Annotated in this window: 18 protein-coding genes and 1 tRNA gene; 5 read left to right on the forward strand and 14 right to left on the reverse strand. The window is 63.9% G+C overall.

Annotation, left to right across the window (positions count from 1 at the left end):
• On the forward strand, positions 1 to 939 hold the full coding sequence (locus tag AC5RTE_RS10965; protein WP_494041430.1) for a phosphoribosylaminoimidazolesuccinocarboxamide synthase: 939 nt from the start codon (positions 1 to 3) through the stop codon (positions 937 to 939).
• Between the two features lie 47 nt (positions 940 to 986).
• On the opposite strand, the gene AC5RTE_RS10970 is transcribed toward AC5RTE_RS10965, so the two are convergent.
• The 6 genes from AC5RTE_RS10970 to AC5RTE_RS10995 form a co-directional block, all read right to left on the reverse strand.
• On the reverse strand, positions 987 to 2,252 hold the full coding sequence (locus AC5RTE_RS10970) for a helix-turn-helix domain-containing protein (protein ID WP_494041431.1): 1,266 nt from the start codon (positions 2,250 to 2,252) through the stop codon (positions 987 to 989).
• Between the two features lie 490 nt (positions 2,253 to 2,742).
• A tRNA-Pro gene (locus AC5RTE_RS10975) sits at positions 2,743 to 2,819 on the reverse strand.
• A gap of 75 nt (positions 2,820 to 2,894) precedes the next feature.
• Positions 2,895 to 4,721 carry an ABC transporter ATP-binding protein gene (locus tag AC5RTE_RS10980; protein WP_494041432.1) on the reverse strand — a complete coding sequence of 609 codons (1,827 nt, stop codon included), beginning with the start codon at positions 4,719 to 4,721 and terminating at the stop codon, positions 2,895 to 2,897.
• Positions 4,718 to 6,535 (reverse strand): ABC transporter ATP-binding protein, encoded by a 1,818-nt coding sequence (locus tag AC5RTE_RS10985; RefSeq protein ID WP_494041433.1) that lies wholly within the window; start codon positions 6,533 to 6,535, stop codon positions 4,718 to 4,720. The genes AC5RTE_RS10980 and AC5RTE_RS10985 overlap by 4 nt, the downstream gene beginning before the upstream one ends.
• A gap of 129 nt (positions 6,536 to 6,664) precedes the next feature.
• Entirely contained in the window at positions 6,665 to 7,612 is a 948-nt protein-coding gene (locus AC5RTE_RS10990) for a metallophosphoesterase (protein ID WP_494041434.1), read from the reverse strand.
• A gap of 4 nt (positions 7,613 to 7,616) precedes the next feature.
• On the reverse strand, positions 7,617 to 9,935 hold the full coding sequence (locus AC5RTE_RS10995; RefSeq protein WP_494041435.1) for a transglycosylase domain-containing protein: 2,319 nt from the start codon (positions 9,933 to 9,935) through the stop codon (positions 7,617 to 7,619).
• 37 nt (positions 9,936 to 9,972) lie between these two features.
• Between AC5RTE_RS10995 and sp36 the strand changes: the two genes are divergently transcribed.
• From sp36 to AC5RTE_RS11010, 3 genes are read left to right on the forward strand one after another with little or no spacing between them, the layout of a single operon-like run.
• A complete protein-coding gene (gene sp36 / locus AC5RTE_RS11000) occupies positions 9,973 to 10,128 on the forward strand; it encodes a Sp36 family protein (protein ID WP_003797879.1) in 156 nt (51 codons plus the stop codon).
• Between the two features lies 1 nt (position 10,129).
• Positions 10,130 to 10,663, forward strand: a complete 534-nt coding sequence (locus AC5RTE_RS11005; RefSeq protein WP_494041436.1) for a RidA family protein — start codon at positions 10,130 to 10,132, stop codon at positions 10,661 to 10,663.
• 15 nt (positions 10,664 to 10,678) lie between these two features.
• The gene (locus AC5RTE_RS11010; protein ID WP_494041437.1) at positions 10,679 to 11,590 is read left to right on the forward strand and encodes an NUDIX hydrolase; all 912 of its coding nucleotides are present in this window, start codon (positions 10,679 to 10,681) and stop codon (positions 11,588 to 11,590) included.
• Here AC5RTE_RS11010 and AC5RTE_RS11015 read toward each other — a convergent pair.
• The 4 genes from AC5RTE_RS11015 to AC5RTE_RS11030 form a co-directional block, all read right to left on the reverse strand.
• The gene (locus tag AC5RTE_RS11015) at positions 11,587 to 11,769 is read right to left on the reverse strand and encodes a hypothetical protein (RefSeq protein ID WP_494041438.1); all 183 of its coding nucleotides are present in this window, start codon (positions 11,767 to 11,769) and stop codon (positions 11,587 to 11,589) included. The genes AC5RTE_RS11010 and AC5RTE_RS11015 overlap by 4 nt on opposite strands.
• A 152-nt stretch (positions 11,770 to 11,921) precedes the next feature.
• Positions 11,922 to 12,776 (reverse strand): IS3 family transposase, encoded by an 855-nt coding sequence (locus tag AC5RTE_RS11020; protein WP_494041737.1) that lies wholly within the window; start codon positions 12,774 to 12,776, stop codon positions 11,922 to 11,924.
• Entirely contained in the window at positions 12,773 to 13,099 is a 327-nt protein-coding gene (locus AC5RTE_RS11025) for a transposase (RefSeq protein WP_494041439.1), read from the reverse strand. Before AC5RTE_RS11025 ends, AC5RTE_RS11020 begins: the two co-directional genes overlap by 4 nt.
• 524 nt (positions 13,100 to 13,623) lie before the next feature.
• Positions 13,624 to 14,301 (reverse strand): Crp/Fnr family transcriptional regulator, encoded by a 678-nt coding sequence (locus AC5RTE_RS11030; RefSeq protein WP_009359192.1) that lies wholly within the window; start codon positions 14,299 to 14,301, stop codon positions 13,624 to 13,626.
• Positions 14,302 to 14,485: 184 nt separating this feature from the next.
• Between AC5RTE_RS11030 and AC5RTE_RS11035 the strand changes: the two genes are divergently transcribed.
• A complete protein-coding gene (locus AC5RTE_RS11035; RefSeq protein ID WP_494041440.1) occupies positions 14,486 to 15,670 on the forward strand; it encodes a MarP family serine protease in 1,185 nt (394 codons plus the stop codon).
• A gap of 4 nt (positions 15,671 to 15,674) precedes the next feature.
• Here AC5RTE_RS11035 and aroQ read toward each other — a convergent pair whose 3' ends face one another.
• The 4 genes from aroQ to AC5RTE_RS11055 all read right to left on the reverse strand — a co-directional run bounded on the left by aroQ (position 15,675) and on the right by AC5RTE_RS11055 (position 19,296).
• Positions 15,675 to 16,133 carry a type II 3-dehydroquinate dehydratase gene (gene aroQ, locus AC5RTE_RS11040; RefSeq protein ID WP_494041441.1) on the reverse strand — a complete coding sequence of 153 codons (459 nt, stop codon included), beginning with the start codon at positions 16,131 to 16,133 and terminating at the stop codon, positions 15,675 to 15,677.
• Positions 16,134 to 16,239: 106 nt separating this feature from the next.
• The gene (locus AC5RTE_RS11045; protein WP_494041442.1) at positions 16,240 to 17,028 is read right to left on the reverse strand and encodes a DeoR/GlpR family DNA-binding transcription regulator; all 789 of its coding nucleotides are present in this window, start codon (positions 17,026 to 17,028) and stop codon (positions 16,240 to 16,242) included.
• A gap of 95 nt (positions 17,029 to 17,123) precedes the next feature.
• Entirely contained in the window at positions 17,124 to 19,133 is a 2,010-nt protein-coding gene (gene acs, locus AC5RTE_RS11050) for an acetate--CoA ligase (protein ID WP_494041738.1), read from the reverse strand.
• A 10-nt stretch (positions 19,134 to 19,143) separates the two neighbouring features.
• Positions 19,144 to 19,296, reverse strand: coding sequence for a hypothetical protein (locus tag AC5RTE_RS11055; RefSeq protein ID WP_494041443.1), 153 nt, complete (start codon positions 19,294 to 19,296; stop codon positions 19,144 to 19,146).
• Positions 19,297 to 19,397 lie beyond the last annotated feature (101 nt).

The following is a 19,397-nucleotide window of genomic DNA, read 5'->3' on the forward strand; positions in this document are numbered from 1 at the left end:
ATGAGCGACAATCCTGCAGCACGCGGATTCAAAACTACTGCCCTGGACCTGCCGGGCTGGACGCACGTCTACTCCGGCAAAGTCCGTGACCTCTACGAACCGGCCGACGATTCGGTCCGGCAGCGGGTGGGCCGGGACTGCGTGCTGGTGGTGGCCAGTGACCGGATCAGTGCCTTCGACCATGTCCTCACCAGCGAGATTCCGGACAAGGGGCGGATCCTTACCCAGCTGAGCCTGTGGTGGTTCGACCAGCTGGACGTTGAGCACCACGTCCTGGCCTCAACAGTGGAGGACGGTGTGCCGGCCGCCGTGGAGGGCCGCGCAATGATCTGCAAGAAGCTGGACATGTTCCCGGTGGAGTGCATTGCCCGCGGCTACCTCACGGGCTCGGGCCTGCTGGAGTACAACGCCGCCGGGACAGTGTGCGGCATCCCGCTGCCCGAAGGCCTGGTGGACGGTTCGCGCCTGGAGCGGGCCATCTTCACCCCGTCAGCCAAGGCCGAGGTGGGCGAGCATGACGAGAACATCACGTATGACGCCGTCGTGGCCATGGTGGGCGACGACATCGCCGGGCGGCTGAGCCAGCTCACCCTGGAGATTTACACCAAGGCCGAGGAGATTGCTCGCGAACGGGGCATCATCCTCGCCGACACCAAGGTGGAGTTCGGTTACGACGCCGTCTCCGGCTCCATCACCCTGGGCGATGAGGTCCTGACGCCTGATTCATCACGGTTCTGGGACGCTGCTACGTACCAGCCGGGACAGGCGCAGCCGTCCTATGACAAGCAGTACGTCCGGGACTGGCTGACATCGGTTGAATCCGGCTGGGACAAGGCTTCCGATACCGTTCCGCCGGCGCTGCCTGCTGACGTTGTTGACCGGACGCGCAGCCGCTACGTGGAGGCCTTCGAGAAACTGACCGGGCGGACGTTCGCCTGATCCCTTCGCCGGACGGAGCCCCAGCTGCTCCCGGCGGATGGTGCTGCCTAACTGGCCTTGGCGCCTGCCGCCGCCCTTTCTTGAGTCAGCCTTATCTCCAGGATCGCGTCTAGGGCTTGTTGGACGAGGTCCTGGGCTCCGGCTGAACTGAAGGCTTTTTGCGCTTCATGAAGGAAGGTCATTGCTTCGTTCAACTCACCGGCCGCCTTGAGTGATTTGCCGAGCAAGAGCGAAACCTCGCCCGCTGTGTGCTTGGCGAGGGCATCAGGCTGCCCGTGAATTTCACGGAGCTTTTCGATAGCCGCAACGATGTCGCCCGTCAGGTAGAGCCACCGCGCTCGGATGAACGCAACCTCCAACTCATCGCTTTTTGTACCACCCACTATGGAGAACGCTAGTTCGGCGCGCTCGATTGCTGACAGTGTCTCGGGTTCAACAATCCCGGACTGAAGGCGTACCGCAGCGGACGCTTTATTGAACCTGGCCCACATTTCGATGTCGTTGGCCGGGGAGAGGAGCTTCGCTGCCCGTTCATGTTGCTTGACGCCCTCGGTGTAGTCGTGCCGCATGAAGGCGACATTGCCCACGACCCAGGCTACTTCGCCGGCAAGCTGCGCCATGGCATGTTCATCTACCTGGGAGATGAGCTGGCGGCAGTATTTCCAGGCCTCATCCAGCCGGCCGCTTTCTGCCAAGACGCCGATAAGGACCCGCAAAGCGCCCGTGACGACTGTGGAACTCGTTGGCATTTGCTCCGCCAGCTTCGTTGCTTCCATTGCCTGGTCCACAGCGGCTGAGAGTTGGCCCTTCCGTTGCAGCACGGCGGACAGCATCTGCAATGCACGGACGCCCAGTCCTACAGACTCCCTGGCCATAGGATGCTCCACCAGGCGCTCGACAATCTGCTGGCAGTCCTGCAAGTCACCGTGTCTTAACAAACATTCGGCCTGCATGTAAGTCATATTCCACCAGGCGCTGGTGTTGCGGCCCTCAAGCGCCAATTTTGCTGCGGTTGCTGCATGGCTTGCTGCCAATGGATAGTCCCTGAGGTCCCAAGCCTGCCGGGCGTAGAGGCCCGCAAGGACGTACTCAGCGTCACTGGCGGTGACGGGTTGACTCCAGGCTTCCAGCGCCTTAGGTGCAAGCTCAAGCCGCCGGGCCAATTCCTCGATAACCTCGGCCGTGGGTTCCCGCCGGCCTGTCTCGAGCAGTGAGATATAGCTGGGTGAATACAGGTCCTTGCCCAGTTCGGCCTGTGTCAGTCCTCGTTCGAGCCGCTCCGCGCGCAGCTTCTCGCCGAATCCGTTGCCCACGGGATTCCTCCTCTTCTGCACAGCCTTTTTAAATCACGTGCTTGACAGTCCCTGTGGAAAACATTTTACAATGGGTGTCAACAAGGACAGTGCTGGCTTTGTAACGAATCCGACTCGTATAGAGGAACTAATATGTTGAAGAAGATTGCAGCCGCCGCCGCTTTAGCTGGGGCTCTGGCTTTCTCTGCTGCGGCTCCGGCCGTACTGTCAGCCGGTTCCCCGGCGGATGGCACAAGCATCAGTGCACGCACCGGCAACTGGCCCAACCCGGTGTCAGAGCCGGTCAAAAAGGATAAGAGCACGGACACCGCGTACATTACGTACACGGGCAACTGGCCTAACCCAGTCTAATAGCTTTCCTCATAACAGGAGGCGAGGGAAGGCCCTGGAGCATCTGCTCCGGGGCCTTTCCCTTTACCGCAAAGTTACCGTCGCGCCGGGCAGTCGCCGATGCAAAAAGAGGGCCTCCGTGTGGAGACCCTCTTCTGTTTGGTCGGGATGACAGGATTTGAACCTGCGACCTCTTCGTCCCGAACGAAGCGCGCTACCAAGCTGCGCTACATCCCGATCCGCTGCAAAAGCAACTTTACAAGGATAGCCGATGCGGGTCCCTGATGCGAAATCCGCAGCAGCCGCTGCCGGTCAGACCAGCGAGTCCTTCCAGGCGCCGTGCAGGTCGGCGAAGCGTCCGCCGCCGTCGATGAGTTCTGCCGGCGAACCGTCTTCAACAATCCGGCCGTCATGTACCACCAGCACCCGGTCCGCCGTCTCGACGGTGGAGAGCCGGTGCGCGATGATCAGCGCGGTCCTTCTGGCAGCATCTGTATTAGCCAGGAGCCGGGCCAGGCCGGTCTGCACCAGTCTCTCCGAAGGAATGTCCAGCGAGGACGTTGCCTCATCCAGGATAAGCACGGCCGGGCGGGCCAGGAACGCCCTGGCGAAGCTGATGAGCTGGCGCTGGCCCGAGGACACCCGGCCGCCGCGCTTGTTGACATCCGTGTCGTAGCCCTTCGGGAGCTCAAGGATGAACTCGTGCGCGCCGACTGCCTTGGCTGCTTCCTCAATTTCGGCCCGGGACGCTTCCGGCCGGCCCAGGGCAATGTTGTCTGCCACCGAACCGCTGAACAGGAAAGCCTCCTGGGTGACCATGACGACGTTCCGCCTCAGGTCTGTGGTGCTAAGGCTGCGGAGATCCACGCCATCAAGGGTGAGGGAACCGGAGGACACATCGTAAAACCGGGCGATCAACTTCGCCAGCGTGGATTTTCCGGCTCCCGTCTGGCCCACGAGGGCAACGGTTTGGCCCGCCGGGATGTGCAGGTTCAGCTGGGGGACGATCAACGGCCCGTCCCCGTAGCGGAATTCCACATCCTTGAAGGCGATAGCCCCTTGGGCACTCTTCAGTGCCACAGGATTCTCGGGCGGCCGGACCGTGGGAATCTCCTCAAGGAGTCCGGACACCTTTTCCAGCGCTGCCTGTGCGCTCTGGAACGAGTTGTAAAACATGGCCATCTGGTCCACGGGCTGGAAAAATCTTTTGGTGGAGAGGATGAGCGCCAGCAGCACACCCACCGCAAGATCGCCGGTGAGGACGCGGAATCCGCCGAAGAGCAGCACCACGGCAACGCAGACGTTGCCGATCAGCACCAGTCCCGGCTGGAAAATCCCGTTGAGGTTGATGGAGCGGACGGTAGCGAGGCGGTAGTCCTCCGCGAGCTTCCCGTAGCTCTGGGCATTCTCCCGCTCCTTGCGGAACGCCTTCACTGCCCGGATGCCGGTCATAGTTTCCACGAAGTGCACGATCAGCCGGGCGGACACCACCCGGGATTCACGGAACGCGATCTGGGAGTGCTTCTGGTACCAGCGGGCCAGGAAAAACATCGGCACCCCCGCGGCCAGCACCAGCAGGCCGCTGCGCCAGTCAAGGGCGAACACGGTAATCGCGGTGAAGATCATAAACAGCAGGCCGGACGCCAGTGAGCTGACTCCGGAATCCAGAAGCTCACGGAGGGCTTCCAGGTCTGAGGTCTGCCGGGCAATGATCCGGCCGGACGTGTATTTCTCGTGGAACTCAAGGCTCAGCCGCTGGGTGTGCCGGAAGACCCGGAGGCGCAGGTCCAGCAGCATGGCCTGGCTCAACCTCGCCGTGGACGTCACGTACAGGGCGGTGAGTCCCGCCGTCGCAATTGCGGCAAGCAGGTAGGCGACGCCGGTGAGCACCAGGGGCAGGTTGTCACCGGCCCGCAGGGCGGGCAGTGCATGGTCAATGCCAAAGGCGATCAGTGCCGGACCTGCCACCCGGGCCGCCTGGGAGAGGACCACCGTGGCTATGGTCAGCCAGAACCGCAGCCGTACAGGGCGGATGAGGGAACGCAGCAGTGCCAGCGACCGTCGTCGTACGGCTTTGCTGTCGCTTTTGCTCAGGTGCGCGTTGTCTTCGTTGGCGGTACCGAAGGTTGCCGTGCTCATCGGGTCACTTCCTCTGCCTGGATTCCGGCATCTTTGAGTTCCGACAGCTCGGAGTCCAGGTCTCGCGGTTCCTGGTCAAGGCTTGCGATGACGTAGCGGTAGTGGTCGTTGTCCGCCAGAAGCTCTGTATGGGTACCCACGGCAGTGATGCGGCCTTCTTCCAGCAGGGCCACCCGGTCTGCCAACGCCACCGTGGACGGCCGATGGGCCACGATCAGAGTGGTGGTGTCTTTCAGCACGGCGCGGAGCCGTGTTTCGACAAGTTCCTCGGTGTGGACATCCAGGGCGGACAGCGGATCGTCCAGCACCAGCACACGCGGGCGTGCGGCGATGGCCCGGGCCAGGGCGATGCGCTGCCGCTGCCCGCCGGACAGGCTGAGGCCTTCCTCGCCGATGAGGGTGTCCAGGCCCTCGGGCAAGGAGTAGGCGAAGTGCGCCTGGGCCACGTCCAGCGCCTCCTCGAGGACCGCCTCGGTGCGGACCGGGGCGCCCAGGAGGACGTTGTCGCGGACCGAACTGGAGAACAGGGTGGTGTCCTCGAAGGCGACTCCGACGATGCGGCGGAGTTCCTCCACGTCGAATTCCCGCAGGTCCACGCCGTCGATGGTGATGGAGCCGTCCGTGACGTCATACAGGCGGGGGACGAGCTGGATCAGGGCGCTCTTGCCGCTTCCGGTGATGCCTACCAGGGCCATGGTTTCGCCGGGCCGGAGGTTAAGGTTGATCTCCTTCAGGATCGGCTTGTCCGGAGCGTCTTCAAAGGCGAAGGTGGCGCTGTTGAAGCGGAGGGCGCCGGCGAGCTGGCTGGGCCGCCGGGGCTCCGGGGGACTGGTGATGCTGTTGGCCGTGTCCATGACTTCGAAGTGACGGTCGACGGCGCTTTTGGCGGTCAGGGCCATGGCCAGCAGCATGCCGGAGAACTCAACGGGGGAGGCGATGACGGCTGCCGTAGCAAAGAAAGCCACCAGCGCGCCGATGCTCAGCTGGCCGCTGGCGCACAGCATCACGCCCACTACCAGTCCGGCGCCAAGGGCGAGTTCGGGCAGCAGGGTGACCACCAGGGTGAAGGTTGCCTGCTGTCGCGCCTTGTCGATCTCCGTTTGGCGCAGTTCTTCTGCTTGTTCCTCGAAGTTCTCAAGGGCTTCCCGGCTGCGTCCGAAGGCCTTGAGGACGCGAATCCCGTGGACGGACTCCTCAACGGTGGTGGCAAGGTCGCCGGCCTGGTCCTGGCCGCGGCGCGCCACCCTGCTGAAGCGGGTCCGGAACCGGAAGCTGTAAGCCATGATGGGCACGGCGGCGGCCAGGAAAATGAGGGCCAGCTGCCAGCTCATGGCGAACATGACCCCGATGCCGATAATGACCGTAAGGGTGGTGACCACCAGCATGATCGCACCGAAGGCCATCCAGCGGCGCAGCAAGTTCAGGTCCGTCATGGCACGGGAGAGCAGTTGGCCGGACCCCCAGCGGTCGTGGAAGGAGACGGTCAGGTCCTGCAGGTGGTCATACAGCGAAACCCGCAGCCCGGTCTCCACCGAAGTGGCAGGGTTGATGACGAACTGCCGGCGAAGGGCCACCAGCCCGGCTTCCGCCACACCGAGCACCAGGATGACGGCGGCCGGAATCCAGACCGCTTCTGGGGTGCCTCCCGGCTGGAGGGATTCATTGATGAGGACCCGCAGCACCTGGGGGATGGCCAGGGCAACAACGCTGGCCAGGAGTGCGCACAGAAGCCCCAGAAGAAGCCGGGGGATGATCGGCCGGACATGGGGGTAGAGACGGCTGATGGATCGAAAAAATGAAGTTTGCTTGGCCATGCCCGCTTCTCGGCTCTAAAACGAATGTAGTTTCCCGTAGCAACTACCCTATGTCATGGCGTGAGCTGATTCACAGGCACGTGCGCTGCGCTCAGGGGTTGGCCATTCACAGCGCTGCGCGGTAAGCAGTCAGTTGGGCGAGGTAAGGGTGAGCAGGACCGCTTCGGGCTTGCATGCGATGCGGACCGGGGCGAAGCGGGAGGTACCGATACCGCCCGAGACGTTCACCGGCGTCGTACTTCCGTTGCTCTGCCAGTCATTGAGTCCCTTGGCGCGCCAGGTGGGAAGGTCGCAGTTGGAGACGATGGCGCCGTAGCCGGGGAGGCACAGCTGGCCGCCGTGGGTGTGGCCGGCGAGCAGGAGGTCCGCGCCGTCCTCGGTGAAGTGGTCCAGCACGCGCTGGTAGGGGGCGTGGACGACGGCGACCTTCAGGTGGGGCGTGGCGTTTTGGTTGACAGTGCCCCGGGGCCAGCCCGCGTAGCGTTCGCGATCCAGGTGGGGATCATCCACGCCCGAGAAATCAAAGCGTATGCCCTTCAGGACCACGGACTGGTGACGGTTGGTCAGATCCACCCAGCCACCCATGCCAAAGCCCGAACGCAGCCGTGGCCAGTCCAGCACCACGGGCTTTGGCTTTGCCTTCGACGGCCCCCGGAGGTACGCAGCGGGGTTCTTCAGGCTGGGGGCGAAGTAGTCATTCGAGCCGGGGACAAAGACGCCGGGGAATTCCAGGAGGGGGCGGAGGGCCTGCAAAAGCGGATCCACGGCCTTGGCGTGGCTGAGGTTGTCCCCGGTGTTGACCACCAAATCGGGTTCAAGGCCGGCCAGGGATTCCAGCCAGGCGGCCTTCTTCTTTTGCCCGGGGACAAAGTGGATGTCGCTCAGGTGGAGGACGCGGAACGGCGCCTGCCCGGCGGGGAGGATGTCCAGCGTCTCTTCGCGGAGGACGAACTGGTTCTTCTCCCACAGGCCATACCCGAAGGCGGCCATTCCCGCCGCGGTCCCGGCTCCTGCGGTTACGGCAAAGCCGCGCCCGATGCTCCGGGCGCGGCTGGCCAATGCACTGGTTGAGGTCATCGGGCTAATCGTCATTGTTTTCGTTTCCGTTGCCGTTCCCATTGTTGCTCGGGGCGGGAGCGGGGACCGGCTGTGTGGCGGCCGGCGCCGTTGCAGGCGCCTGGGGGGCCTGCGGGGCAGTGGTTGCGGGAGTCCGCGCAGTGGTACCGCCGCCGCCTCCGTTCAAGAGGTTGCCGGGCGGTGCGGGGAAGGGCTCGGTACCGAACGCAGGTGCAACCCGGGACATGAAGTTGGAGAACATGGGCCCGGCGATCATGTAACCGTCGATGCCCTTGTAGAACTTCCCGTTGACTGTGATGTTCTGGCCAGAGCGGTCCTGGGCACCCAGTGCGTCACCGAACCAGGCAGCCGTGGCCAAACCGGTGGTGTGTCCAACAACCCAGGTGGATCCGTTGTTGTTGGACGTACCGGTCTTCGCGCCGATCGGGAAATTGGTGCGGGTGGAGATCCGGGGTTGGATCAACGAACCGGATCCACGGTTGAGGACTTCCTGCAGGGCATAGTTCACGCCGCGGGCAACTTCCGGCTTTACCGCGTCCCGGCAGCTGGTGGACTGTGCCGGGAGTTGCTTCCCGGTCTGGTCCGTGACGGATGTGATGGCGATGGCCTCGCAGAATTTGCCGTCGTTCGCAAAGGTGGCAAAGGCGCTGGCCATGGTCAGCGGCGCGGTCTGGGTGGAACCCAGCAGGTTGGCCAGCGTGGACATGTTGATCTTCGGGTTCGGGTCACCGTCGGCCGGAAGCCCGCCGTGGAGACCTGTTGCGTCAACAATCTTCTGGATGCCGCAGAAGTCCAGCTGCGAGGCCGAAGCGAAGGTGACGGTGTTGATGGAGTTGTAGAGGCCCTCGAGGACAGACAGGGGCCGGTACCACTGCGGCTCGGCGTTCTGCAGGTCATCGGCAGCACCCAGGGTTTTCTGCGCGGTGTTGTAGGCACCGGTGACCTGGCCGCAGGAGTTGCGCCACGGGAAGTTCAACGGGTACCGGCGCTGGGCTGCGTTGACCACGGTGTTCATGGACTTGCCCTCGTTGAGCCACTCCGCGAACGTGAACGGCTTCATGGTGGAGCCAGGCTGTGCGCCGCCCAGGCCGTTAAGGTCGTTGCCGTCCTTGTCCAGCTTGTCCACGTTGAAGTTCACCTGCGAATCGAAGGAGCCTTCTGCCGGCAGGAACGTGGTGTTCTGGGCCATCGAGACAATTTTGCCGCTGTTGGGCTGCACGGAAACCATGGCCGCGCCCCACTTGTCCGGGTTGGCGCCGGCGGAAGCGTTGACCTGCTCCTGGGCTACTGCCTGTGCGTTGGGGTCCAGTGTGGTGGTAATGGTCAGGCCGCCACCGTAGATGAGGCGCTTCCGCTCATCGAGTTCTGCGCCGTAAGCAGGGTTGTTCTCCAGCAAGTGGAGGACGTAGTCACAGAAGTAGGGAGCGGTGGAAGCGTACGCGCAGCCCTGCTTGGGCTGGGTCACCTTGGTTTCCACGGGAGTGGCGACAGCGGCGTCGTGGTCGGCCTGGGTGATCTTTCCCTGGCTCAGCATCAGGCTCAACACCAGGTCGCGGCGCTGCTTGGCGTTCTCGGGGTTGTTGATGGGGTCGAATGCAGAAGGGCTGTTGACCAGCCCGGCCAGGAGCGCGGCCTGGGGCAGGTTAAGGTCCTTGGCGGTGGTGCTGAAGAAAAAGCGGGACGCGGCTTCGATGCCGTAGGCGTCACGGTTGAAGAAGACGATGTTCAGGTAGCCCTCAAGGATCTGCTCCTTGCTGAACTCCTTTTCCAGGGCGATGGCGAGCTTCATTTCGCGAAGCTTGTCGCCCACACCCTTGTTCACGCCATTGAGTTTGATGTCCTCGTCCCGGCCCTCTGCGGCGAGGTTGGAGTTGAGGACGTTGTTTACGTACTGCTGCGTAATGGTTGAGGCGCCCTGCCGGTTACCGCGTGCGGTGCTGACCACTGCGCGGAGGATACCCGTGGTGTCCACCCCGCCGTGCTCATAAAAACGGCTGTCCTCGACGGCGATGACAGCCTCTTTAACGAAGGGCGAGATCTGGTCCAAGGCAACCTTGGTGCGGTTTTCCTTGTAGACGCTGGCGATCTCGCTGCCGTCCGCGGCCAGGATGCGGGTGGTCTGGTTGGGCGGATCAACCTTCAGCTCCGCCGGGAGGGTGTCGAAGAACTCGATCGAACCGCTGGCTGCGCTGCCTGAAACCGCTGCCGCGGGGACCAGCAGGCCAGCTACCAGGACACCGCAAATAGCACTCACGCCAAGGAAGACTAGGATCTTTCCAAGGGTGGTGGCAGTGTCGAATAATGGGTTCTTACGAGTCGCCATGTTTTCCACTTTACCGGCAAGGACTAGTCTTTCTCTCATGACCAAATGGGAGTACGCCACGATTCCGCTCATCATCCATGCCACAAAGCAGATTCTGGACCAGTGGGGAGATGACGGCTGGGAGCTTGTCCAGGTAGTCCCCGGGCCGGACGGAAACGGCCTTGTTGCCTACCTGAAGAGGGAGAAGCAGTAGCATGAGCGCCTCTGCAGAAGCCCATTCCGGCACCTCCGCCGCTCCAGTTTCGGCCGTTGAGCAGCGCCTCGCCGAGCTGGGAATCACACTTCCTGAAGTTGCCGCACCGGTAGCCTCCTACGTCCCGGCAGTTATTTCCGGCAGCCACGTCTACACCTCCGGCCAGCTGCCCTTCGTCAACGGCAAGCTCGAAGCCACCGGCAAGGTCTCCGTCGGTACCGAAGGCTTTGCGGACGAACCCACCGTTTCCCCTGAGGATGCGCAGCGGTTCGCCGGAATCTGTGCCGTGAACGCGCTGGCGGCTGTGAAAAGCGTCATCGGGGACCTGGACCGGATTACGCGCATCGTCAAGGTTGTGGGATTCGTCTCCTCCGACCCCTCCTTCACCGGGCAGCCCGGTGTCATCAACGGTGCCTCGGAACTGCTGGGCCGCGTCCTCGGTGACGCAGGCCAGCACGCCCGCTCCGCCGTCGGCGTTTCAGTCCTGCCGCTCGACTCTCCGGTGGAAGTCGAACTGATCGCAGAATTCAGCTAGGACCGGTCGCTTCCTTTGCCTCAGCTCGCCCGACGACTGTTTGCCCTGCCCCAGGATCTTGAAGGGGCAGCGCAGAGCTGGCTCGAACACGGCGAACGGACCCCGCGGGCCGCACGGCTCGCCTCCTCCGTTGTCCTGCTGCGTGATTCCCCCACCGGCCTGGAAACATGGCTGGGCTACCGGCCCGGCTCCTCGCCGCTGGGGGTTCTCGCGTTCCCCGGCGGGTCCCTCGACGCTGCCGACGACGACCCCGTCGGCTGGCTGGGCCCCTCGCCGCAGCAGTGGGCTGAGCAAATGGGAACGGACGACGTCGGGCTGGCGCGGCGCCACGTGCTGGGCGCCATCCGGGAACTGTTCGAGGAAACCGGCCTACTGCTGGCCGGTGCCGACATGGCAAGCACTGTCGAGGCCACGTCCACGCCGGAGTACATGCGCGCGCGCCTTGCTGTCGCCGAGCAGGAAAAGACCTTTCCGGAGGTCCTGGCCAAGCGCGGGCTTTCTGTCCGGACAGACCTGCTCAAGTCCCTCGTGAACTGGCGCAGCCCGGATTTCGCACACCGCAGGTTCGACACCCGCTACTTTGCCGCCACTGTGCCCCTGAACCAGCAGCCCACGCTGCTGGAAGGCAAAGGCGTGTGGGGCAGATGGGTGAACGCGGCCAGCGTCATCGCCGGGCGTAACACCACAGAACTCGGCGACGAGGTGGAACAGGAAAACACCGTGGGCCGCACCCTCGGCGAGCTCCTGGTGCCCGGTTCCGAAATCATGCTGGAAAAGATGGCTGCGGCCAACGGTTGCATTGCTTATCTCAGCTACAAACGCAAGGCCCACGTGTACCAGCCGCGGCTCGTGGAAGAAGACGGAAGGCTGCAGCTCGAAGTCGAAGCCGCGAAGACCGTCGCGGGGGACCCCCAGCGCGAACGCTAGATCCGGCGGAGCGTGGAGTACGGGCGGCTGGGAAGGTTTCCGGCGGTCCACGGCTGGATGGACGGTTCGAGCGGGATCTGCCCACGGCCGTCCTTGACCACCAGGACCACCGTGCCGACCACCGCGGCAACTGACGCCAGGGCCAACACGATCAGCACAACAGCCATAGCTACGGACATCGCCATGCACCTCTAGGCCCAATTTTACCGCTCAAGAACCACGGTGGTCCTCGTAGCCGTAGCTAATGTCCGCCGTCGCAGCCCTCCAGGTCCACTCCGACGCTCTCTCATTTTGAACTGGTCCCCTGAGGTTGGACTGGCTAAGTGGGATTCTAGGCCGCGAGGGCCTGGGCCCGGTATTGCACCGGGCTCAGGCCCTTGAGCTTTGTGGAGATTCTTTCGTTGTTGTACCAGCGGATGTACTCGTTCAGCGCCGTTGCCAGGGCCTCGGTGCTCAGGAACCGGACGCGGTGGAAGAGTTCTTCCTTGAGGTGGCCGAAGAAGTTCTCCATCACCGCGTTGTCGTAGCAGTTGCCCTTTCGGGACATCGACTGGACAGCGCCGGCGTCCTTGAGGAGGGTTCGCCAGGTGAGGTGCTGGTATTGGATGCCTTGGTCCGATTGCACGAGCGGCTGCTGGCCGGGCTCGAGGCAGGCCAGAGCCTCCTTCAGCGACGTGTTCGTAAGCGCCAGGTTCGGGGACGTGCTGATGGCGTGGGAGATGATCTGCCGGTCGAAGAGGTCCATGACCGGGGAGAGGTAGAGCTTCCGGTCCCCGACGCTGAATTCGGTCACGTCGGTCACCCACTTCTGGTTCGGGGCATCGGCCTCGAACTGCCGATTCAGTAGGTTTGGGGCAATCCTGCCCTGATCGCCCTGGTATGAGTTGTAGCGCTTCCTGCGCCGGACCTTGCAGAGCAGCTGAAGTGAGCGCATCAGTTTCAGCACGGTCTTCTTCGCAACCGTCCACCCTTGCTTGAGTAGCTCCGTATGGATCCGCCGGTGCCCGTACCGGCCATGGTTCGTTTCGAAGATCTCCGTGACCGCCGCTTGAAGCTTCTCTTTCGGGTCCGGGGCCTGGAGACGGGCCTGGTGATAGAAGAACGTTGAGCGGGCCAGGCCCGCGATCTCCAGCAGGACCGGGAGAGGGTAGTCAGCCTTGAGGGAAACGACGGCCTGGACCTTCAGTGTCGTCCCTGATCCCTCAAGGCCCGCAGTTTTCCCAGGTACGCCACCTCCGCGTGGAGCCGCTCGTTCTCCCGGCGCAACCGTTCCAGTTCAGATAACTCGGCCGGTGGAGGTGGGGCCGCGGACTTCGCCGGCCTGCCTTTGGCCTTGGGACGCAATGCCTCCGCACCATCACGGCGATACGCCCGGACCCACTTTTGCAGCACCTGACGCGAGGACAAGCCCGCCTCCACAGCCAGGTCCGGGCCGGTCTCACCCGCGAGGAACCGCTCCACTAACGCCAGCTTGAACTCAAACGAGTACGACTTTGCCGGCTTACTCACCAGCACTCCTTGACCATGAATCCTCCACCGCCCATACAGTGCCCTGACCGGCACACAAGGCGCCTCAAGCAAACGAGCCGCAGCCCGGTACCCAACGCCCTTCTCAAACCACGCTACCGCGGCCTCACGCTGGACCTCAGACAAAGAACTATTAGCACGCATGAAACTGCTCCCCGGAAGTCGAAAACTGAATTTCTCAGTCCAACTTCAGGAGAGCAGTTCATTTCGGCAAGTTTTCCTGCGACGCTCTCTCATTTGCGGCAGGTTTTCCTGCGACGCTCTCTCACTACCGGAAATCATCAAGCAGGATCGGATAGAGGGTTGCCTGGAAAGCCGCATTGAGTGATAGAGGGTTGCCTAGAACGCGGCATTGAGTGATAGAGCGTTGCCTGGAAAGCGGCATTGAGTGGTAGAGGGTTGGCCCTGAAGGAGCGGGTGGGGTGCACCCTGCCGCGGGTGCCGGCTTTCGGGCGGCCGCGGGCATGCAAAAGGGCCGCCCCGGAGGGCGGCCCTGTGCGGTAGGACTAGCGGGAGCGCTGACGGAGGCGCTGCATGTCCAGGATGACGACGGCGCGGGCTTCCAGGCGCAGCCAGCCGCGCTGGACGAACTCGGCGAGGGCCTTGTTCACGGTTTCCCGGGAGGCGCCGACGAGCTGGGCCAGCTCTTCCTGGGTGAGCTCGTGCGCGACCAGGACGCCATCGGTCGCGGGCCTGCCGAAGCGGTCAGCCAGGTCCAGGAGGGCCTTGGCGACGCGGCCGGGAACATCGGAGAACACCAGGTCGGACAGGGAGTCGTTGGTGCGGCGCAGCCGGCGGGCCAGGGCCTGCAGGAGCTGGGCGGAGACCTCCGGGCGGGTGCGCAGCAGGTTGTTCAGGCTTTCGTTCTTCAGCCCGGCCAGGCGGGTTTCGGACACAGCGGTGGCGGTGGCAGTGCGCGGGCTGGGATCAAAAAGGGCCATTTCGCCGAAGAGCTCACCCGGGCCGAGGATGGCAAGGAGGGATTCCCGGCCGTCCGGGGAGGTGCGGCCGAGCTTCACCTTGCCCGAGACGATGAAGTAGAGCTGGTCGCCCTGGTCACCCTCGCGGAAAACCGAAGCACCGCGGGAAAGGTCCACCTCGGTAAGCTCGTCCGTCAGCAGACGGAATGCGTCGTCGTCGAGCGTGGCGAAAAGTGGTGCTCGGCGCAGTACCTCGATGTCCATAAAATCTCCTGAATAAAAGTGTCGGCTGTGGCGCTTGTGCCATTGTTTCAGAATTTTCAAGGTTCTGTGACGAACTTGGCAGCCAAAACGCCCAAGCGGAGGGCGCCCTGGGGGAAGCGAACCCACAGAAGATTGCCAGCCTGCGCCACTAGAATGTGCTTACAACTGCTTATAAGGAGCCTTAGTGGTCGGCTTGACTGTCCTGGACCTGGTCCTGATCCTGGTGCTGCTGTCCTACCTGATCTACGGCCTGCGGAACGGGTTCCTTGTCACAGTGGGCGGCATCGCCGGATTCGCTGCAGGAGCGGTGGCGGCGTTCTTCGCGGTCCCCCTGGTGAGCGGCTTCGTGGAGGACTCCGGGTGGAGGCTTACCGCCATCATTGCCGCCGCCGTCGCGCTGGTGGTTCTGGGGCATGGCCTCGGCACGATGATGGGCCGGCAGATCCGTGGCGCAGTCCGAATTCCGCCTCTCCGGGCCGTGGACCGGCTGGTGGGCGGTGCAGCCAACGTCGCCGTCGCCGCACTGGTCATGTCCATGCTGGCCTTCAGCGTCAGCTCCCTCGGTGTCCCCTTTGTTTCCCAGCAGTTGGCAGAATCGCGGGTCATCCGATTCATTGACGGCCTGACGCCGGATCCGGTGAAGGCCACCATGGCCCAGCTGCGTTCAACAGTGATCGGCAACGGTATTCCTACCCTGATTGAGGGACTGGACCAGGGCCCGACCATGCCTGTGCCGGATGCCAGCACCGACACCCCAGCCCTGAACAGGGCTGCCGAATCCGTCCTGAGAATTGCCGGCACCGCCTACCAGTGCGGCCAGAACCAGACAGGGACAGGCTTCGTTGTTTCCGAAGACCGCGTAGTAACAAATGCGCACGTGGTGGCGGGCGTGTCACAGCCCGTCGTGGAGATGCCCGCCGGTGGCGCAATGCCCGGGCGGGTGGTCTACTTCGACACCCGGCATGACCTCGCGGTGCTGGCGGTGGACGACCTGCCTGCCCAGCCGCTGCCCCTGAGCGCCGACCTGCCCAACGGAAGCCCGGCCGCGTTCGCAGGCTACCCGCATGGCGGCCCCTTCCAGTCCCGGCCGGCCACCGTCCAGGACATCACCACGGTGCTGGTACCGGATATCTATGGCACCAACCCCTCGCCGGAAGAAATTTACCGGCTGGCCGGAAACGTCCAGCCCGGGAACTCCGGCGGCCCGCTGCTGACCACCGAAGGACAGGTGGCCGGAGTCATCTTCGCCAAGGCAACGTCGGACGCCGAGATGGGTTTTGCGATCACCATGGACGACTTGAACCCGGTGGCAGCGCAGGCGCCGTCACTGAGTGCGCCCGTTTCCTCCGGGCAGTGCATCCAAAAGTAGCTGCTTACAGGACTTCAGCGAGGTAGTCGATGGCCAGCTTGTAGCCGAACACGCCCGCGCCCACGATCACGGCCGAGCAGACCGGCGAGAGGAACGAGTGGTGCCGGAACTCCTCGCGCTGGTGCACGTTGGTGATGTGCACTTCCACTGCCGGCAGCTGCACTGCCGCCAGGGCATCACGGAGGGCAACGGACGTGTGGGTGAAGGCGCCGGCGTTCAGGACAATGCCGACGGCGGAACCTCGGGCTGCGTGAATGGTGTCCAGCAGGACGCCCTCATGGTTCGACTGAACGCACTCAGCCGCGAACCCATGCCCCTCTGCGGTCCGGGCAGCCAGTTCTTCCACGTCAGCCAGGGTGGACGTGCCGTACTTTTCCGGTTCACGGGTGCCCAGGAGATTCAGGTTGGGTCCGTTAATTACCAGGATGGTTCCGCGGCTGGCTGATGCAGAGGGTTCGGTCATGCGTGCAAATCTATCGGGTAGGCCCGGTTGCCGTGCATTTTTACGTCTCAGTACCCGAGGGCTGCTTCAGCGAGGTAATCCTGCGGGTGCGCCTGATCCTTTCCGGCTAAACCTCCGCAAGCCGCAGCCGGCCCACCCGCTCCTGGAGGACGCGCTGCGCTTCGGCACCGAGACCTGGATCGCTGATGACTTCGTCCACCTCCTCGAGTGAAGCAATGGAGCTGATGCCCAGCAGACCCCATTTGGTGTGGTCAGCCAGCACCACGGTTTTGCGGGCGGCTGCCACGAATGCCCGGTCCGTTTCGGCTTCGAGCAGGTTGGGAGTTGTAAATCCGGCGGTGGCATCCATGCCGTGGACCCCAAGGAACAGCAGGTCCAGGTGCAGCTGCTTCAGCGCACCGGTGGCAATGGGCCCCACCAGGGCGTCCGACGGCGTGCGCTCGCCGCCGATGAGGATCACCGTGGAGGCAGCGCCGCTGGACCCTGCGGAGGGGCTGTGATGGAACAGGTCTGCGATGCGCACCGAGTTGGTCACCACAGTGATCCGTGGCCCGTTGGTCAGTTCCTTGGCCAGCGCCCACGTGGTGGTTCCGGCGCTCAGCCCCACCGCCATGCCTTCCTGGACCAGGCCGGCTGCTTCCAAGGCGATGGCGCGTTTCTCGGCGGTCAGCTGCGTCGATTTCAGCTCGAACCCGGGCTCGTGCGCGCCGGCGTCCCCCGGAAGTTTGGCGCCGCCGTGGATCCGCTCCAGCTTCCCGCCCTCTTCGAGCAATTCGATGTCCCGGCGCACGGTCATCAATGAAACACCGAGTTGCTGGGCAAGGTCGGAGACCCGCACAACACGCTCACGCTGCAGAGCCTCCAGGATGGCCTGATGGCGCGCGACGGCGAGCATTCCGATGGATCCTTCGATGCTGGGTGGACTGGTCTGCTCCCAGTCTAGGGCCGGCCCGGTGGAGGGGAGGTTGACTGCCTCCCCTCCACCGTCTCCTACTTTCGAAGCGACTGCGCGATCTGCTGCATGATCGTGGGGTCGGAGAGGGTGGTGGCGTCGCCCGGGTCGCGGCCTTCGGCGACGTCCTTGAGGAGGCGCCGCATGATCTTGCCGGAGCGGGTCTTGGGCAGTTCCGGAACCACGAGGATGTTCTTCGGTTTGGCGATGGGGCCAATTTCCTTGCCCACGTGGTTACGGAGTTCCTGGACGGTTTCGTCACCGTTGTTGGCGGCGTCCCCACGCAGGATGACAAACGCGACGACGGCCTGTCCGGTGGTCTCGTCAGAGGCGCCCACGACCGCGGCTTCGGCCACGGCAGGATGGGACACCAGGGCGGATTCGATTTCGGTCGTGGACAGACGGTGGCCGGAGATGTTCATGACGTCGTCCACGCGGCCCAGGAGCCAGATGTCGCCGTCTTCGTCTTTTTTGGCGCCGTCCCCGGCGAAGTACATGTTTTCGAACCGGGACCAGTAGGTGTCCTTGAACCGTTCCGGGTCGCCCCAGATGCCGCGGAGCATGGCGGGCCACGGCTCGCGGATCACCAGGAAGCCGCCGTGTCCGTCCGGTACGGATTCGCCCATCTCATCCACCACGTCCACGGCGATGCCGGGCAGCGGGACCTGCGCGGAACCCGGCTTGGCTGCGGTGACGCCGGGAAGCGGGGCGATCATCTGGGCGCCGGTCTCGGTCTGCCACCAGGTGTCCACGATGGGAGTCCGGTCCCCGCCGATGACCTTCCGGTACCACATCCAGGCCTCGGGGTTGATGGGTTCGCCCACGGACCCGAGCACGCGCAGAGAGGACAGGTCGTACTTGTCCGGGATCTCCCGGCCCCACTTCATGAAGGTGCGGATGGCGGTGGGCGCGGTGTAGAGGATGGAGACCTTGTACTTTTCCACGATCTCCCACCAGCGGCCCTGGTGCGGGGAGTCCGGGGTGCCTTCGTATATCACCTGGGTGGCGCCGTTGATGAGCGGTGCGTAGGTGACGTAGGAGTGGCCGGTGACCCAGCCGACGTCGGCCGTGCACCAGTAAACGTCCGTGTCCGGGTGCAGGTCGAACACTGCCTTGTGCGTGTATGCGGTTTGGGTGAGGTAGCCGCCGGTGGTGTGCAGGATGCCTTTCGGCTTGCCGGTGGTGCCGGAGGTGTAGAGGATGAACAACGGGTGCTCGGAGTCGTGGCCGACGGCGGTGTGCTCGGTGGAGGCGGCCTCGACGGTGTCCGCCCACCAGTGGTCCCGGCCCTCATGCCAGTCAACGTCCTGGCCGTTGCGCTTGACCACCACCACGTTCTGGACCGTATGGCCGTCATTGGCGAGGGCGTCGTCGACGGCGGTCTTCAGTGCGCTGGGCTTGCCGCGGCGGTAGGTGCCGTCAGCGGTGACCACGAGCTTGGCCTCGGCGTCCTCGATCCTGGACCGCAGCGCGTCGGCAGAAAAGCCCCCGAACACCACCGAGTGCACCGCCCCGATCCGGGCGCAGGCCAGCAGCGTGATGACGGCTTCGGGGATCATGGGCAGGTAGACAGCTACGCGGTCACCCTTAACGACGCCGAGGGACTCGAAGGCATTGGCTGCTTTCTTCACCTCTTCGGTCAACTGCGTGTAGGTGTAGGTGCGGGTATCGCCTGGCTCGCCCTCGAAGTGGATGGCTACCCGGTCGCCGCGCCCGTTCTCCACGTGCCGGTCCAGCGCGTTGTAGGCGGCGTTGACCTCGCCACCCACGAACCACTTCGCGAAGGGCGGGTTGGACCAGTCAAGCGCCTGGTCAAAGTCCTTGCTCCAGGTCAAAAGCTCCCGGGCCTGCTTGGCCCAGAACGCGGGACGATCGGCGTCGGCCTCCTGGTATTCGCCGGCGCTGACAACAGCGTTGGCCGCAAATTCAGGACTCGGCGGGAATGCGCGGGTCTCGTGAAGCAGGTTTTCAAAGGCGTCGCCCTGCTGGCTGTTCTTCCCTGTACCTGCTGAATCGGTGGCCGTGGAGCTGGAAGTGTCCTGGGACATGTGAACCTCATCATTCATCGATCTTTGCTGCGCGGAGATCCGCCGTCGGGCCGGGTTCCGCCGCCTGCACGACGCCGGGCACCTGCTGGTCAGGGAGTTCCGCAAAGAGCTGTTCCGGAATCAAGACTAGTGCTTGCCCGGCGAGCGATGTGTGCAGTGTCACAGCTAAGCCCGCGAACGGCATTTATTAAGCGATGAATGGTACGGGCGCCCGGCCTCCGGCAGCCGTCCGGCGCCGCGCCCAGCTAGTGATCAGTCAGGCTG

This window comes from Arthrobacter sp. K41 (assembly GCF_059089645.1).